The sequence below is a fragment of the Pseudomonas sp. PA27(2017) genome, from assembly GCF_001945445.1.
GTDB lineage: Bacteria > Pseudomonadota > Gammaproteobacteria > Pseudomonadales > Pseudomonadaceae > Aquipseudomonas.
In genome coordinates this window covers 19,431-33,950 of the sequence record NZ_MSXW01000053.1, presented here as the reverse complement: position 1 = coordinate 33,950, position 14,520 = coordinate 19,431, and the positions used below count along the sequence as shown (strand labels likewise).

The following is a 14,520-nucleotide window of genomic DNA, read 5'->3' as shown; positions in this document are numbered from 1 at the left end:
TATGGGTAATCCTTGAAGGCCTGGCAGAGGAGACAGCCATTTGAAGTTGACCGATATTGCCCGCCTGGCCGGCGTTTCAGTGACCACGGCCAGCTACGTGATCAATGGCCAGGCCGCCAAGCGGCGTATCAGCGCGGCCACCGTCCAGCGCGTGCTCGAAGTCGTGGAAGAACACGACTACCGCCCCAACACCCAGGCCGCCGGCCTGCGCCGTGGCGAAAGCCGCTGCCTGGGGTTCATCCTGCCGGATCTGGAAAACCCCAGCTATGCGCGGCTCGCCAAGCTGCTCGAACAGCGCGCGCGGGCAGCCGGTTACCAGTTACTGATCGCCAGCTCCGACGACCAGCCAGACAGCGAGCGGCAATTGCTGGAACTGTTTCGCTCGCGGCGCTGCGATGCGCTGATCGTCGCCAGTTGCCTGCCCCAGGACGCCGCCGACTATCGCCAACTGGTGGCTGCCGGCACGCCGGTAATTGCCGTCGACCGCGCCCTGGACCCCGAGCACCTGTATTCGGTGGTCAGCGATGACCGCCAGGCCGGCGAGCAGCTGACCTGCAGCCTGGTGCAACAGGGCCAGCGCCATGCTGCCCTGATCGGCGCTCGGTTGGAGTTGCCGATCAGCCAGGCCCGCGAACAGGGCTTTCGGGATGCGCTGGCCGGCTTCGGTGGGCTGGTTAACGTCAGCCACGCTGAGCAATTCAGCCGCCAGTGGGGCTACCGGCAAATGAAGCAACTGCTGGCCAGCGATGGCCTGCCGGACGTGCTGGTGACCACCGCTTACGTGCTACTGGAAGGCGTGCTCGATGCGTTGCACGAACATCCCGAGCTGGATACCCGCACCCTGCGCCTTGGCACCTTCGGTGATGCACAGTTACTGGACTTCCTGCCCATGCGCGTGAATGCCATTTCCCAGCAGCACGAGCGCATCGCCGAGCGGGTGTTCGACCGCCTGCTCGACGCACTGGACGGCAGCTATCATCCGGGCCTGGATGCCATCGAGCGGGGCCTGAAGATTCGTTTCAAGCCCTAGCTCGGTACGAAAGGCCTCCTCACCCGGAGGCCTTTCGCGCAGCCTTAGCGCCCCTGGCGAATCTGCTGCAGCAGCGGCTCGCACTCGTTGGGCTGATCGCCGCTTGGGGCGACCAGCGCCACCAGGCCGGCGGCCGGTGCGACCAGCGCCCCCAGGGCCAGCATGCCAGCGCCACGCAAGACCAGCGGCCCGGCCTTCACGCCAGGGTTGGGGTTCTTGAAGGTGCCGCGCACGTACAGCGGTGAACGCAACGAGAAGATCCGCAGGCCCTTGGACTCGGGGGTGATGGTCAGGTCGAGCTGCTCGTTGCCGAAATTCACCGTGCCGTCCACGCCGATCAGCGCGTTCTCGGTGTCGATCACCATCAATTGCGGGCGCATCACGCCTTGCTTGATGTCGAGATTGGCGGCTGCACAGTTGATCTCCACCTCGTTATCGCCGAACAGTCGGCCGACCAGATAGTTACCGACGTTCAAGCCGGCGATCTCCATGAGGTTACGACTGACCCGGCCGTCGTTGATCAGCAGTTTGACGTGCCCATTGGCGCTGCCCAGCAGGGTCGCAACCGAATTGCCAGTACCGCTGATGGCCGCATCGCCGTTCAAGGCACCGAGGCTGCTCTGCATCACCTCGACATTGGGGAACAGCTGACGCAGGCGGAAATTGCGCGCACTCAGCTGAGCCCGGGCACGGAGCGGTGTGGCGCTGCCGTCCAGGCGCAGCATCGATTCCAGCCGTCCACCCGCCACGCCAAAGCGCAACGGTTCCAGGCTGAGGTTGCCGTTATCGAGCACCACATGGGTGAACAGGTCGGTAAAGGGTAGTTGCTCGCTATGCACGATGCGCTTGCCGGTGAAGCTGACGTCGGCGTCCATGTCGCGCCAACGCTCGGTGCGGAATTCCTCCACGGGCAGCACCTTGTTGCCGGGCTGAACGCTCGCCGCACCACGCTCCTTCTTCTCGGCATTGGAATCGGCACCGATCAGAGGCGCCAGGTCGGCGAAGCGCAGCTGGTTGGACACCAGTGCTCCGGAGAGCTTCGGCCGTGGCTTGCGAGCCACGAAGGTGAGATCGCCATGGATGTCGCTATCGCCGATGCGGCCATTGAATTTCTCGTAGCGAAACAGCGGCCCATCCGGGTCCTGCAGCTGGGCAACCAGTCGCCCGTCGGTGGAATAGGCCGGCGTATCGGGCAGCGTGACGCCGGTCAGCGGGTACAGGTTGCCAAGGCTGGCGCCGGACAGCCGCAGACGCAGATCCAGGGCGCCCAGGTTCTTCGGATCGGTCAGAGTGCCGGCCACCTGCACCCGTGTGGTGCCGGCGCGCACATCGGCCTGCACCGGGAATGGCGAGCGGGCATCCTGCAGCGCCAGCAAGCCACCGATGCGGCCATTGCCGCTCAGAGCCTGGCCTTTGTAACGACCCTTGGCCTGCCAGGCGAAAGCGTAATCCTGCGGCTGCACGGCGTCCTCCTCCGCCTGGTTGGCCGCCTTGCCGACGATCTCGGCAAAGGCGATGGGCTCGCCGAGCGGCTCGACCTGCAGGTTCACAGTGGCCTGGGAAACCTTATCGTCGACGCTGACCCGAGCCTTGTCGAAGCCGATGGTGCCGATGTCCATCACCCAGGGCGACGCAGTTTCTTGTTCTGGCTGCTCCTGCTCACCGAGATCGAAAGTCCAGTTGGCGCGCCCATCGGCCAGGCGCTCAAGCACGGCATCGGCGCCGGTCAGCTGGATGCGCGGAATCGACACGGTCTTCCACAGCAGCGGCACGGGCGACAGGCTGGCTTCGACGCGCTCAAGATAGACGAAGTGCTCACCCTTGGCCCAATCGGGGTTGCCCAGGCTGAGCTGCTCGGCAGACACGTGGGGCCAGGGCACCCAGGCGCGAAAGCCGGGCTCGTCAGGCTCGCGCTGCCAGGTGACGGCCAGATTGCCCTCGATCGCGAAGGGGCGATTGAGCGCTTCAGAAACCCGCGCGTTGATGGTGGGTTTGAGCAGGTTCCAGTCGAACAGCACCAGAAACAGCATCAGAGCTGCGATCAGTAGCAGGAGACTGGCAAGGCACCAGCCGAGTATCTTGCGAAGACGCATCATGCGGCGGCCCCTTTTTATCGGCGATCCCCACAATCACCGTCCCTGACCATTCGACTGGCCAATGCCCGGAATGACTCACAGAATGTTGTCATGCAGGTGTACAAACCTGCCGCCCTTACAACCTCGACCCTTGGCGGGCCCATGCGACTGATCGACACCCACACCCATCTGGACTTCCCCGACTTCGATGAAGATCGCCCTCGCGTGCTCGCCGAGGCCCGCGCGCTGGGCGTCGAGAAGCTGGTGATTCTGGGCGTCGAGCATGGCAACTGGCAGCGCCTGTGGAACCAGGTGCTGGCGCACGACGGGCTGTATGCGGCCTTCGGCCTGCATCCGGTCTATCTGGACAGCCACCGGCCAGAGGACCTGCAACGACTCGAGCAGTGGCTGCTGGAGCGGCAAGGCCACGAGAAGCTCTGCGCGATAGGCGAATTCGGCCTGGATTACTACTTGCCTGAACTGGACCGCGAGCGCCAGCAAGCGCTCTTCGAAGCGCAACTGGCGCTGGCCGAACGCCTCGAACTGACGGTGCTGCTGCACGTCCGGCGCGCCCATGCCCAGGTGATCGCCACCCTGAAGCGTTTCAAGCTGCGGCGTGCCGGCATCATCCACGCGTTCGCTGGCAGTTACGAGGAGGCCCGTGAGTACCTGAAGTTGGGCTTCAAACTGGGCCTGGGTGGTGCGGCCACCTGGCCGCAGGCCAAGCGCCTGCGCCAGGTCATTGCGCGCCTGCCGCTCGATGCCGTGGTGCTGGAGACCGATTCACCGGACATGGCGCCGGCCATGCATCCACACATCCGCAACAGCCCGGTCCACCTGCCGGCGATCTGCCGCGAGCTCGCCACGCTATTGGCGATCGAACCCGAGGCGCTGGCCGCCGCCAGCAGCCGCAATGCGGCCCAGCTGTTCGGCTGGCGTAACTAGAAGAACAACGTCCATAGTGCGATTGCCGCGTACCAGAGGATGGCCGCGCGCACCAGCAACTGCCAGAGGCTGTCGAGCGTCGTCACACCCACCTCGCCCAGGGCTGGCTCCGGGGTTTCGGCGGCGGCACGCGCCGCGCCAGCTGCAAGTTGTGCAGCGGAGATATCCCAGCTCAGCACTTCGTGCAGCAGCGCGCGGCTGACCGCGATGAAGTTGCCGACCAGCGCGAAGCTGGCCGCCAGCACCCGCACCGGCAACCAGTCGAAGGCATGCCGCAACTGACCGGCGCGCTCGCGCAGGGCCTCGGACTGACCATTCTCGACGATCAGCGCCAGCAGGCGATAGGCCAGCGCGGCCAGCGGCCCCAGCAACACGTACCAGAAGATCACCGCGAAGAAACTCTGATAGGCCTGCCAGACCAGGTAGGTCTGCACGTTCGGCAGCAGCGTCGCCTCGCCGTCGGCTTGCACGCCCAGGTCACGCTGTGCGACCAGGAAGGCCGCTTCGCCGTCACCACGCCGCCAACTGTCACGGAACGGGCCCAACGCAGCGAGCAGATCGCCTCGGCCCAGGCTGTAGATCACCACAAGCAGATGGATCGGCAACAGCAGCCAACCATAGGCCAGGGGCGCCAGCAATTTCAGCAGCGCGGCCAGGATCAGCAGGGGCACACCTACCAGCAGCGCAATGGCCAGCCAGGGCGAGTCGCTGGTGGTACCGCCGCGCTCCATCCGAGTCAGGGCGCGCAGCCAGGGTTCATCGTGCTGGATTCGCTGACGCCAGGCGGAAAACTTCTCCACCCACAGCACCAGCAACAACACCAGAAAACTCATGATGCCTCCTTATCAGTCATCAGTGACGAGCGCAGCCGCGCCCAGTCGAATGCCGGCCCGGGGTCGGTCTTGCGGCCCGGCGCGATATCACTGTGCCCGCAGATGCGCGCAGCGGTAATGGCCGGATAGGCCTGCTGCAGTGCACGCGTCAACTGCGTCAGAGCAGCGTACTGCGCATCCGTGAACGGTAGATGATCCGTACCCTCGAGCTCGATGCCCAGGGAGAAATCGTTGCAGTTCTCACGCCCTTCGAAGCAGGACACGCCAGCGTGCCAGGCCCGGTCCAGGCACGACACGAATTGCACGACGGTGCCGTCGCGTTCGATCAGAAAGTGTGCGGAAACCGTCATGCTGGCGATCCCCGCGAAATACGGGTGCGCGTCGGCCTGCAGACAGTTGGTGAAGAACGCCTGCACCTGACCGGTGCCGAATTGCCCCGGCGGCAGGCTGATGTTGTGAATGACCAACAGGGAAATCTCGCCCTGCGGACGCTCGTTGAAGTTGGGCGAAGGACAGTGCTGAATCCCCTGATACCAGCCGTCTTCGAGTTGCTTGCGCATAGGTGCTCCCCGAGAGAGCGGACACTCTAGGGTTTGTTGATGTTTCAGCGCAAGTGATGGCGCGGCGCGCGGCCCTTGGCTGCGGCCAGAACGACTCACGGCCCTGACGGGCCGTGAGAAGAAGATCGATCAACGGGAAGTGGCTTTCAGGCTCAGGCGCCCTTGAGACGACGCAAGTTGCCGATCACCGATTCGAGGGCGCGGTCGAAGAGCAGCGCATCGTCGAGCAAGCGCACCGCGTTGCGGCGGAATTCCACGGCGAGGCCGGTGCGGGTCTTCTCGAGCACCTTCATGCCGGTACGGTTGACGAAGATGTACTTGCCGGTCGGCTTGATGATCGCCGCCAGCTTGCAACGCAGCTTGTGCTCGTCGTCCTCCTGGAATTCGACCCAGCTGCCGACGCGCAAGGCATCGACATGCAACAGCGATTCATCGTCGTCGGCCAGCACCGGCTCATCCTGCGGCTCGCTGCGCGGTTGCCCCGGCGCTTCGAGCACGATCTCCTCGACGATCTCGACCATCGCCGAAATGCTACTTTCCTCTTCCGGCTGCAGGTCGAGCAGGGGCAGCTCGATACCGACGGCAGAGAGCGCCGAGCGCTGCACTTCGTCGGACTCGGTCGGCGCCGCGCGCTCGACATCGGGAATGGCACGTTTGAAGCGCTGGAAAGCCTGCACGTGCAGAGCTTCGAGCTGGCTGAAGAATTCACTGGTGGAGAACGGATCGAACGCCGCACTGGCCATGCCTTCACGCAGCGCCTTGAGCAAGCCGGGCACCAACTCCAGCAGGCGCAGACGCGCCTCCGGGTTGTCGTGGGGCTCCACGCTCCAGATCAGCTCATCCATGGTGGCGAGGGTGCTCTGCCACTGCTCAGAATCGGTACCGTGCTTGAGGCAGGTCAGCATCATGACCTTGCTCCAGGCTTCGCGCAGCAACCGCACGACCACCTCGGGCAACGTCCTGCCGAGCAGCCGCTCATTCAAGGCCTGCTCCACTTCCCGGCGGGCCATCTCGGCACGCGCACTGCCCTCTTCGGCGTCACGGGTACGCTGTTCGAGCAACTCGCTGCGACGGCGCTCGTCACCGGTGAAGGCCAGGAAATCGGCCAGCAACTCGGAGAAGATCGCCGGGTCATCGGTGAAATCGTTGAGCAGACGCTGCACGACCTGCTCGATCTTCTGATAGAGGCTGTCGCGCTGATTGCTGTCATGGTCGCCCCAGCCGAGAGCGGCGGTAGCGATCTCGTTGAGCAGGCGGCGTGCCGGATGGCTGCCGCGACTGAAAAACGTCTTGTCGAGCACCGCGACCTTGAGCATGGGAATCTGCAGGCGGGCGATCAAGGCCTTCAGCGAGTCCGGCAGGCTGCGGTCGTCGAGGATGAATTCGAACAGCATCGACACCAGGTTGATGACGTCTTCATCGACCTCGCCGACCACCCGCACGCGGCCGCTCTTGGCGCTGGCGCGGGTCAGCAGGTGTTCGAGCTGGGCGCGCAGGTCGACATCCGACGGTGCCTGGATCGGCGCGCGCTGTTGGAGATGGGACAGAAGGCGCATCAGGTCGTTGGTGGAAATCGGCATCGCATTGGCCGGCGCCTGGCGCCGCGGCGCGATGCCCTCACGGGTTTGCGACAGCAGCTCCTGCAGCGCGCCGAACACTTCGCGCACCTCGTCGTCGCCGAACCCGGCGGAGCGCTCGAAGCCGTCGACCGAATCACTGCGCTCGAGACGACCATGGGCGGACGGGCGACGTGTCGGTAAGGCCTTCAACTCTGGCAGCACGCCAGCTTCGATCAGCACGCCGTTGGCGTCGGTATACAGCTGTTCGAGGCCGCTGAGCACATACTTCTCGAACAACTTGAGGATGATCAGCTTGACCTTGATTTCCACACCCAGGCCACTGCACGACTCCAGGAACAGCTCGCTGAGCGAAACCGGGCCGAGGGGATTGGACTTGTCATCGAGCTTCTTGCTGACGATGGCATTCAGGCGCGTGGTCAGGTGGGTGAGCGCGACATGGTCGCGACTCAGCACCTTGGCGATCATGGAATCCAGCGCGACGGTCTCTTCCAACTCGTCGTTCTGTACCAGTGAGAGGCTGTCGAAAGACACCGCATCCAGGGTCGGCGGCTTGCCGACCACGTACTGGTTGAGGCTGGCGAACGACTCGAATACACGCTGCAGGAAGCCACGCTCGATCCCCTTGCGCTTGAGGCGCAGGTCACGCATGGCTTCGAAAAAGGCATTTTGCTCGGCATTGCTGGTGGCGCGGTCGGCCATGTCGAACAGGGTGTCGTCGGCATTGTCGAACAATGCCTGCAGCGCCTGCTTGAGCTGGTTGGCGGCGCGGTCACGAACCTGAATGAGCGATGCAGGCAGCCGGGCAGCCGCGGGGCGGGCCGTCTCAGGGACCATCTTGTTCAGATGCACTACGTTGGCATCGTTCTTCATCAAGATCTCCTGCGCAGAGCGCTGGTGAAGCAAACTGAAACAGGAATGCGGGCACCGCTTCAACGTCAAGGGTATGACGTCAATACTTCTGTATTAAAACATATCGGATTGCTGCGGGAGATGCCAAAGCAATTTCCTGCAGATATGAAATGCATCACAGGCCATCCGACGGGCTGCCGCCGAACTGCGCATGTGACCAATCGTTACAGTCAGGGTTCATTTTTACCCGATGAACGTAACAGTGGCGGTCGCAGCCCTTATAATCGCCGCCTCAGCCAATCGGAGGCTCCATGCCGAACATACTGCTCCCTGAGCTTCGCGCCGAAATCGAGGCCAACGTCCGTCACAGCCTGCGCGAAGACATCGGCAGCGGGGACATCACCGCGCAGCTGATTCCCGAGTCACGCCTGGCCAATGCTACCGTGATAACCCGAGACCGCGCGGTGATCTGCGGCACAGCCTGGGTCGACGAGGTGTTCCGCCAGCTCGATGCCCGGGTGGCCGTACACTGGCAGGTGCAGGACGGCCAGCAGGCTGAACCCAATCAGGCTCTGTTCCACCTCGAAGGGCCGGCCCGGGCATTGCTCAGCGGTGAACGCACCGCGCTGAATTTCCTGCAGACGCTGTCGGCCGTCGCCACCCGCTGCCAGCATTACGCCAACCTGGTACAAGGCACCGGCGTGAAGCTGCTCGACACCCGCAAAACCCTGCCCGGCCTGCGCCTGGCGCAGAAGTACGCGGTGACTCAGGGCGGCTGCCACAACCACCGCATCGGGCTGTTCGATGCCTTTCTTATCAAGGAAAACCATATCGCCGCCTGCGGCGGCATCGCGGCGGCGGTGACCAGCGCGCGGTCCATCGCACCGGGCAAGCCGGTCGAGGTGGAAGTGGAAAGCCTGGACGAACTGCAGCAGGCCCTTGCGGCCGGTGCCGACATCGTCATGCTCGACGAGTTGTCGCTGGACGACATGCGCCAAGCCGTCGCCATCACAGCAGGGCGCGCCAAGCTGGAGGCCTCGGGCGGGATCAACGACAGCACCCTGCGCGGCATCGCCGAAACCGGCGTGGACTACATCTCCATCGGCACCCTGACCAAGGACGTCAAGGCGGTGGACCTGTCGATGCGCCTGGCGCTGTAAACGCTCCAAAAGAAAACGGCGCCCTTGGGCGCCGTTTCTGTTTGTTCAATCCACATCCGGACTGCTGACCAGTCGCTTGCGCTCGGGGAAGAACAGACGCTCCAGCTCCGAGCCGGGGTTCTCGGCGCGCATGAAGGCTTCGCCGACCAGAAAGGCATACACCTCGCTGATTTCCATCAGCTCGACATCCGCGCGATTGAGAATGCCGCTCTCGGTCACCACCAGGCGGTCACGGGGAATGCGTGGCAGCAGGTCGAGGGTGGTTTCCAGGCTGACGTCGAAGGTATGCAGGTTACGGTTGTTCACACCCACCAGCGGGGTGTCGAGCACGTTCAGCGCACGCTCGAGCTCGTCGCCGTCGTGTACCTCCACCAGCACGTCGAGATCGAACGACTTGGCGGTCGCGGCCAGCTCGGCCATCTGTGCATCGGACAGCGCCGAGACGATCAGCAGCACGCAGTCGGCGCCCAGCGCCCGTGCTTCGACGATCTGGTACGGGTCGATCATGAAATCCTTGCGGATCACCGGCAGCGAACAGGCGCTGCGCGCTTCCTGCAGGTAACGGTCGGCGCCCTGGAAGAAATCGATGTCGGTGAGGATCGACAGGCAGGTCGCGCCACCATCCTGATAGCTCTGGGCGATGTCCGCCGGCACGAAGTTCTCGCGCAGCACGCCCTTGCTCGGCGAGGCCTTCTTGATTTCGGCGATCACCGCTGGCTGTTTGCTCTTGGCCTTTTCGATCAGCGCGTTGGCGAAGCCACGCACCGGGTCGGCCGCACGGGCCTCACGCTCGACCTCGGCCAGGCTGACGACGGCGCGCCGCGCCGCCACTTCTTCGGCCTTGCGGGCGAGGATATTTTCCAGAACGGTGGGAATGCTCACCCTTCATTCTCCTGTTTGAATACCGCGGTAAAGGACACCAACTCTTCCATTTTCTCCCGGGCCAGGCCGGTGTGCAGGGCGTCGTGGGCCAGGCTCATGCCGTCACCCAGGTTGTCGGCGTGGTCGGCTGCATAGAGTGCCGCGCCGGCATTGAGCACGATGATGTCGGCAGCCTTCTGACCGGCTTCGCTCTTGCGACGCCCCAGGGCATCGCGGATCAGTTCCAGCGATTGCCCGGCGCCTTCGACGGTCAGGCCGATCAGGCTCTGGCTCTTGATGCCGAAATCCTCGGGCTGGATGCGGTACTCGCTGACCACACCATTGTTCAGCTCGGCGACGAACGTCGGCGCCGCCAGGCTGATCTCGTCGAGACCGTCCTGGGCATGCACCACCAGCACATGCTCGCTGCCGAGGCGCTGCAGCACCTCGGCCATCGGCCGACACAGTGCCTGGCTGAAGACGCCAACTACCTGGTGTTTGGCACCAGCGGGATTGGTCATCGGGCCAAGCATATTGAACAGCGTGCGCAGACCCAGCTCGCGACGCGGGCCGATGGCGTGTTTCATGGCGCCATGGTGGGACGGCGCGAACATGAAGCCGACGCCGACGGTTTCGACGCAGCGCGCCACCTGCACCGGCGTCAGGCCCAGATAGATGCCGGCGGCTTCGAGCAGATCGGCGCTGCCACTCTTGCCCGACACCGCGCGATTGCCGTGCTTGGCCACCTTGCCGCCCGCGGCGGCGACGACGAACGCCGCTGCGGTGGAAACGTTGAAGATGTTCATGCCGTCACCACCGGTGCCGCAGGTGTCGACCAGACGCTCGGCAGCGATCTCCACCGGCGAGGCCAGTTCGCGCATCACGCTGGCGGCGCCGACGATCTCGTCGATGGTCTCGCTCTTCATGCGCATGCCCATCAGGAACGCGCCGATCTGTGCGTCGGTGCACTGACCGGTCATGATTTCGCGCATGACATCGCGCATTTCCTCGGTGCTCAGATCGAGCTGGGCGACGATGCGGTTGAGGGCTTCCTTGATATTCATGCGCGCACGCCTCCGGTCTGCTTGAGGAAGTTGGCGAACAGTTCGTGGCCCTGCTCGGTCAGGATCGATTCAGGGTGGAACTGCACGCCCTCGACGTTCAGGGTCTTGTGACGCAGGCCCATGATCTCGTCGACGGCGCCGTCTTCGTGTTGCGTCCAGGCGGTGATCTCAAGGCAGTCCGGCAGGGTCTCGCGCTTGACCACCAGCGAGTGGTAGCGGGTCACGGTCACCGGCATCGCCAGGCCGGCGAACACACCCTTGTTCTCATGGAAAACCGGGCTGGTCTTGCCGTGCATCACCTGGCGAGCGCGTACCACGTCGCCACCATAGGCCTGGCCGATGCTCTGGTGGCCCAGGCAGACGCCGAGGATCGGCAGCTTGCCGGCGAAGTGCAGGATGGCCTCGATGGACACGCCCGCTTCGGTCGGCGTGCACGGGCCGGGCGAGACGACGATGCGCTCGGGCTTGAGGGCCTCGATCTCGGCGATGGTCAGCTCGTCATTGCGAATGACGTGGACATCGGCACCCAACTCGCCCAGGTACTGCACCACGTTGTAGGTAAAGGAATCGTAGTTATCGATCATCAGCAGCATGTTGGCTTTTACCCTTTGATGTACTGCTTTTCAGCCAGTCGCCCTGGTTTCGGTACCCCTATTCCCTTCCACGCCGTAAGCGGCCGGGAGAATGTCTGTTCGGGGTTCGAGCAAGGCAGAGAGAATCGTCCGGAATGGCCGGAGAAGGAATCAGGCGCGCCAACGCCAACGGGCGTGGGCTTTGATGAGGCGCATCAGAAGGGTGCTGCTGGCGTTCACGAAGGAGGTCTCGCGTTTATCTTGCGGCACAGTAGCCCAGCAGAGCCATGGCGTGCAACTGGCATTGCGACACCCGGCATCATGGGCAAACGCCGCCCTGATGGCCGAGCAGAACGATCTACCCGCCGAGCACCAGGAGCGCGTGATGCGCTGGCAGCGCGAGTGAGCCGGAGAGCGAGCACTCTGCGGCCCGGGCTCGTCACTCTCAACGCCGCGTGAGCACCGCACCAGGAACCTATTCATAATCCTTCAGCTCAGGTTCGTCGGTTTTGGCAACAGCGGGAGCGGCCGATCCCCTCCTACAATCTCACCGGCCGCTTCTGCCTTGTAGTTCCCGCTTCATGCACATGAAGATCGTGAACAGCTTCTTAAGGCGTTTCACCGATGGCTCGCACGTACGCCTGGCACATCCCTAGGGCGATGATGGCGCGGTCGCCGCGCCCGCTGATGTCGACAATTCGTTGAGCAGCTCCTCGGTCAATGTCGGCTCGTGGGGCGCCATCCACCAGGCGTCCGGCGCGGGTGGTGGTGGGCAGTTTGGGATGGTGATCGGCGCCGGCAGCGTCGGTGTCGGCGGTAAGGACCGACAGCCGTAGCTCAGCAGTGGCAAGACGATCACGAAGACGCGCAGCCTTTTGTTCAGCATCGCCAAGTCTCCTGTAGTGGGTTTGCGAGGACGCCTGCAGCTGTTGCTCGAGTGCAAGGCGCTTGTTCTGGGCGCGCTGGATTTCACGAGCGGCCGCGTCGTGCAGGCGCGCCATGACCTCGGCGTGGGACTGGTCGCGCGCGGCCAGCGCCTGGCCCAGGCGCCAGCCTTGCACCACCCAGCCGAGGCTGATTGCGCCGAGCAGCAGCGCGAGGGCCAGGCCGCCGCCGACCAGCCATCGATAGCGGACGGGAATCAGCGTAAGCAGGCTCATGCTGTCACCCGTCCGCCGCAGGCGATGAACATGGCCAGCAGGTCTTCCCTGTCACGCGCCTGGGCGGCCAGTTCCTGTCGGTAGATGCGCAGCAGCGCAGCGAGATCGTGCTCACGCTGGCCGTAGCCGGCGCCCGGCAGGCTGGCCCAGATGGGTGCCGCCGCACTGATCGCCTCAGCCACCCGGCCGGCCTGAATGGGTGCGAGTGCGCCGCACTCTGCGAGCAGTTTCACCGCGGCCAGGTCCTGGGCCTGCGGCGTGAAGCGCCCGCGAAAATTGTAGAGCTCGACGATGGCGTCCCAGGTACGTGCCAGGAACTGATAACGGCCAGCGGCCGTGGACTGGATGTCGTAACGAGGCAACTCGATCAGCTGGCGCGGGTGCGCGCTGTAGTCGTCGAACAGCGCGCCGCCCACCAGCACGTTGTAGCCGTCGTCGCTGCTGGTAATGGTCGACGTGCCTTCGCTCCAGGCCAGCATATCGAGGAAAGCGAGTACGTTTTGGCCACCCGCCTGGGTGGCAGTAAGTCGGGCCATGGGGATTCTCCAAGTAGAATGACCCGCCGAAGCGGGTCATGTGGGTTGCTTCAGCGTGGGCCGTAAGTCGCGGTGGTGTTGCCGATACGCGCCATCAGCGAGCGAGTATTGGGCTTGAGGGTGCCGTCGTTGCGGTCCATTCCGTTAGGAGCGTTATCGGCATCACCAGGGCCGGCCAGCCATTGGAAACGCAGCATGTGGTGGGCATCGAAGAGCTTGTGCAATGCAGTGAAGTAATCGCGCATGCCCGGCACGTGATCGGGGCCGCCGAACTCACCGGCGATACCTCGTTTGCCGTTGGCCTTGAGCCAATCAACGAAAGGCTGCCAATCTGCCACTCGCTCTCGGTAGTCGATCGCCTCGTTGGCCTGCGTCCATTTGCCCCCGCCCTGCCCGCCCTTGTCGGGATACTGATGCGCCTCGTAGAGCAAACGCCCAACCGGATCGCTCAGGCTCTTGAGCATGTCGGAACGACGCGGCCATTCCAGCGCCGAGCTGAATGCATTGCCGGCGACCGTGATGAAGTGGCGTGTATCGACCTCACGTACCGCCGTGATAAGCCGCTGCACGTTGTTGCTCCACAACCGTTCGACGTTGACCCCACCATCCGGCACGCTGCCCATGTTGTGTGGCTCGTTCATCAGACCGTACCCCAGCAGTCCCGGCTCGTCGCGAAAAGCGCGGGCAATGGCCGCCCAGATACGCGCCAACAGCGTGTAGTTGACTGGGCAATCAGGTGCACCGATTGCGGTCCACAAGGCAAATCCGCCCCCCCAGCGCTGTACGGTCCGGCCACTCACCGGACCACTGGCGCGAATGTACCAACGGCAGTAATTGTGCATGTCCAGTAACGAGTAACCGCCCCAGCTGTGAATGTGGCGAATGGCCTGCCGAATTTCTTCGATATAGCTCTTGCGCAGAGTGAATCCACCGGCGCCATCGAGGATCACGGCGCGCTCGCCAGAGAACGGCAAGCGCGCCGCGAAAGGTTTGCCATCCAACTTGCCAGCGTAGGACTTGATGTAGTCCGGCTGGTGGCCGCGGGGAGCGACAGTGAAATAGTGAGTGTCGAGCTCGGCGGTGCCGATGCAATCGACATAAGGGTTATTGCCCAGGCCCGCGGCATTGAAACCGATAAGCGGGAATTGGCGGGCAGCGATCATTTGGTCAAAGGTCTTGATAACCATGGTGTTTCCTCCAGACATGAAAAAGCCCGCTCGATGGCGGGCCAGGGTGAGTACGACGGCATGAGGGTGCCGGCATACGGATTCAGATATCGGTTGTTGCCATTTACT

At 63.8% G+C, this 14,520-nt stretch carries 14 protein-coding genes; 4 read left to right on the top strand and 10 right to left on the bottom strand.

Going from position 1 to position 14,520, the window contains the following annotated elements:
- Nucleotides 1–40 precede the first annotated feature (40 nt).
- A complete protein-coding gene (cra, locus tag BVH06_RS19670) occupies nucleotides 41–1,030 on the top strand; it encodes a catabolite repressor/activator (RefSeq protein WP_075935216.1) in 990 nt (329 codons plus the stop codon).
- A 44-nt stretch (nucleotides 1,031–1,074) separates the two neighbouring features.
- Here cra and BVH06_RS19665 read toward each other — a convergent pair whose 3' ends face one another.
- Complete coding sequence (locus BVH06_RS19665) at nucleotides 1,075–3,126, bottom strand: AsmA family protein (RefSeq protein ID WP_075935215.1); 2,052 nt, start codon at nucleotides 3,124–3,126, stop codon at nucleotides 1,075–1,077.
- Nucleotides 3,127–3,267: 141 nt separating this feature from the next.
- Here BVH06_RS19665 and BVH06_RS19660 point away from each other — a divergent pair, with 141 nt between their 5' ends.
- Nucleotides 3,268–4,050, top strand: coding sequence for a TatD family hydrolase (locus BVH06_RS19660; protein WP_075935214.1), 783 nt, complete (start codon nucleotides 3,268–3,270; stop codon nucleotides 4,048–4,050).
- On the opposite strand, the gene ampE is transcribed toward BVH06_RS19660, so the two are convergent.
- From ampE to BVH06_RS19645, 3 genes are all read right to left on the bottom strand, one after another.
- Nucleotides 4,047–4,883, bottom strand: a complete 837-nt coding sequence (gene ampE, locus BVH06_RS19655) for a regulatory signaling modulator protein AmpE (RefSeq protein ID WP_075935213.1) — start codon at nucleotides 4,881–4,883, stop codon at nucleotides 4,047–4,049. The two genes, BVH06_RS19660 and ampE, sit on opposite strands and share 4 nt — an antisense overlap.
- Nucleotides 4,880–5,443 (bottom strand): 1,6-anhydro-N-acetylmuramyl-L-alanine amidase AmpD, encoded by a 564-nt coding sequence (gene ampD, locus BVH06_RS19650; protein WP_075932195.1) that lies wholly within the window; start codon nucleotides 5,441–5,443, stop codon nucleotides 4,880–4,882. Before ampD ends, ampE begins: the two co-directional genes overlap by 4 nt.
- Before the next feature lie 152 nt (nucleotides 5,444–5,595).
- The gene (locus BVH06_RS19645) at nucleotides 5,596–7,893 is read right to left on the bottom strand and encodes a DUF1631 domain-containing protein (protein WP_075935212.1); all 2,298 of its coding nucleotides are present in this window, start codon (nucleotides 7,891–7,893) and stop codon (nucleotides 5,596–5,598) included.
- 290 nt (nucleotides 7,894–8,183) lie between these two features.
- Here BVH06_RS19645 and nadC point away from each other — a divergent pair, with 290 nt between their 5' ends.
- A complete protein-coding gene (nadC, locus tag BVH06_RS19640) occupies nucleotides 8,184–9,032 on the top strand; it encodes a carboxylating nicotinate-nucleotide diphosphorylase (protein WP_075935211.1) in 849 nt (282 codons plus the stop codon).
- Between the two features lie 45 nt (nucleotides 9,033–9,077).
- On the opposite strand, the gene trpC is transcribed toward nadC, so the two are convergent.
- Genes trpC through BVH06_RS19625 form a run of 3 tightly spaced genes read right to left on the bottom strand, consistent with a single transcriptional unit; the run spans nucleotide 9,078 to nucleotide 11,550 of the window.
- Nucleotides 9,078–9,914 carry an indole-3-glycerol phosphate synthase TrpC gene (gene trpC / locus BVH06_RS19635; RefSeq protein ID WP_075932198.1) on the bottom strand — a complete coding sequence of 279 codons (837 nt, stop codon included), beginning with the start codon at nucleotides 9,912–9,914 and terminating at the stop codon, nucleotides 9,078–9,080.
- Complete coding sequence (gene trpD, locus BVH06_RS19630; RefSeq protein WP_075935210.1) at nucleotides 9,911–10,957, bottom strand: anthranilate phosphoribosyltransferase; 1,047 nt, start codon at nucleotides 10,955–10,957, stop codon at nucleotides 9,911–9,913. Before trpD ends, trpC begins: the two co-directional genes overlap by 4 nt.
- The gene (locus BVH06_RS19625; RefSeq protein WP_075935209.1) at nucleotides 10,954–11,550 is read right to left on the bottom strand and encodes an aminodeoxychorismate/anthranilate synthase component II; all 597 of its coding nucleotides are present in this window, start codon (nucleotides 11,548–11,550) and stop codon (nucleotides 10,954–10,956) included. The genes trpD and BVH06_RS19625 overlap by 4 nt, the downstream gene beginning before the upstream one ends.
- A gap of 184 nt (nucleotides 11,551–11,734) precedes the next feature.
- On the opposite strand from BVH06_RS19625, the gene BVH06_RS25805 reads away from it, so the two are divergent.
- On the top strand, nucleotides 11,735–11,935 hold the full coding sequence (locus tag BVH06_RS25805) for a hypothetical protein (protein WP_075935208.1): 201 nt from the start codon (nucleotides 11,735–11,737) through the stop codon (nucleotides 11,933–11,935).
- Nucleotides 11,936–12,137: 202 nt separating this feature from the next.
- Here the strand turns inward: BVH06_RS25805 and BVH06_RS19615 are convergent, their stop codons facing one another.
- Genes BVH06_RS19615 through BVH06_RS19605 form a run of 3 tightly spaced genes read right to left on the bottom strand, consistent with a single transcriptional unit; the run spans nucleotide 12,138 to nucleotide 14,412 of the window.
- Complete coding sequence (locus BVH06_RS19615) at nucleotides 12,138–12,689, bottom strand: hypothetical protein (protein WP_075932201.1); 552 nt, start codon at nucleotides 12,687–12,689, stop codon at nucleotides 12,138–12,140.
- The gene (locus BVH06_RS19610) at nucleotides 12,686–13,225 is read right to left on the bottom strand and encodes a glycoside hydrolase family protein (protein WP_075935207.1); all 540 of its coding nucleotides are present in this window, start codon (nucleotides 13,223–13,225) and stop codon (nucleotides 12,686–12,688) included. The genes BVH06_RS19615 and BVH06_RS19610 overlap by 4 nt, the downstream gene beginning before the upstream one ends.
- Before the next feature lie 50 nt (nucleotides 13,226–13,275).
- Nucleotides 13,276–14,412 carry a glycoside hydrolase family 5 protein gene (locus BVH06_RS19605; RefSeq protein WP_075932203.1) on the bottom strand — a complete coding sequence of 379 codons (1,137 nt, stop codon included), beginning with the start codon at nucleotides 14,410–14,412 and terminating at the stop codon, nucleotides 13,276–13,278.
- Between the last annotated feature and the right edge of the window lie 108 nt (nucleotides 14,413–14,520).

What these genes read in the sequence shown, in the direction of transcription:
- BVH06_RS19605 (WP_075932203.1), bottom strand. Translation starts at nt 14,412, where the DNA reads ATGGTTATCAAGACCTTTGACCAAATGATCGCTGCCCGCCAATTCCCG.
- BVH06_RS19615 (WP_075932201.1), bottom strand. Translation starts at nt 12,689, where the DNA reads ATGAGCCTGCTTACGCTGATTCCCGTCCGCTATCGATGGCTGGTCGGC.
- BVH06_RS19625 (WP_075935209.1), bottom strand. Translation starts at nt 11,550, where the DNA reads ATGCTGCTGATGATCGATAACTACGATTCCTTTACCTACAACGTGGTG.
- BVH06_RS25805 (WP_075935208.1), top strand. Translation starts at nt 11,735, where the DNA reads ATGAGGCGCATCAGAAGGGTGCTGCTGGCGTTCACGAAGGAGGTCTCG.
- BVH06_RS19660 (WP_075935214.1), top strand. Translation starts at nt 3,268, where the DNA reads ATGCGACTGATCGACACCCACACCCATCTGGACTTCCCCGACTTCGAT.
- BVH06_RS19610 (WP_075935207.1), bottom strand. Translation starts at nt 13,225, where the DNA reads ATGGCCCGACTTACTGCCACCCAGGCGGGTGGCCAAAACGTACTCGCT.
- nadC (WP_075935211.1), top strand. Translation starts at nt 8,184, where the DNA reads ATGCCGAACATACTGCTCCCTGAGCTTCGCGCCGAAATCGAGGCCAAC.
- trpD (WP_075935210.1), bottom strand. Translation starts at nt 10,957, where the DNA reads ATGAATATCAAGGAAGCCCTCAACCGCATCGTCGCCCAGCTCGATCTG.
- BVH06_RS19645 (WP_075935212.1), bottom strand. Translation starts at nt 7,893, where the DNA reads ATGAAGAACGATGCCAACGTAGTGCATCTGAACAAGATGGTCCCTGAG.
- ampE (WP_075935213.1), bottom strand. Translation starts at nt 4,883, where the DNA reads ATGAGTTTTCTGGTGTTGTTGCTGGTGCTGTGGGTGGAGAAGTTTTCC.
- BVH06_RS19665 (WP_075935215.1), bottom strand. Translation starts at nt 3,126, where the DNA reads ATGATGCGTCTTCGCAAGATACTCGGCTGGTGCCTTGCCAGTCTCCTG.
- ampD (WP_075932195.1), bottom strand. Translation starts at nt 5,443, where the DNA reads ATGCGCAAGCAACTCGAAGACGGCTGGTATCAGGGGATTCAGCACTGT.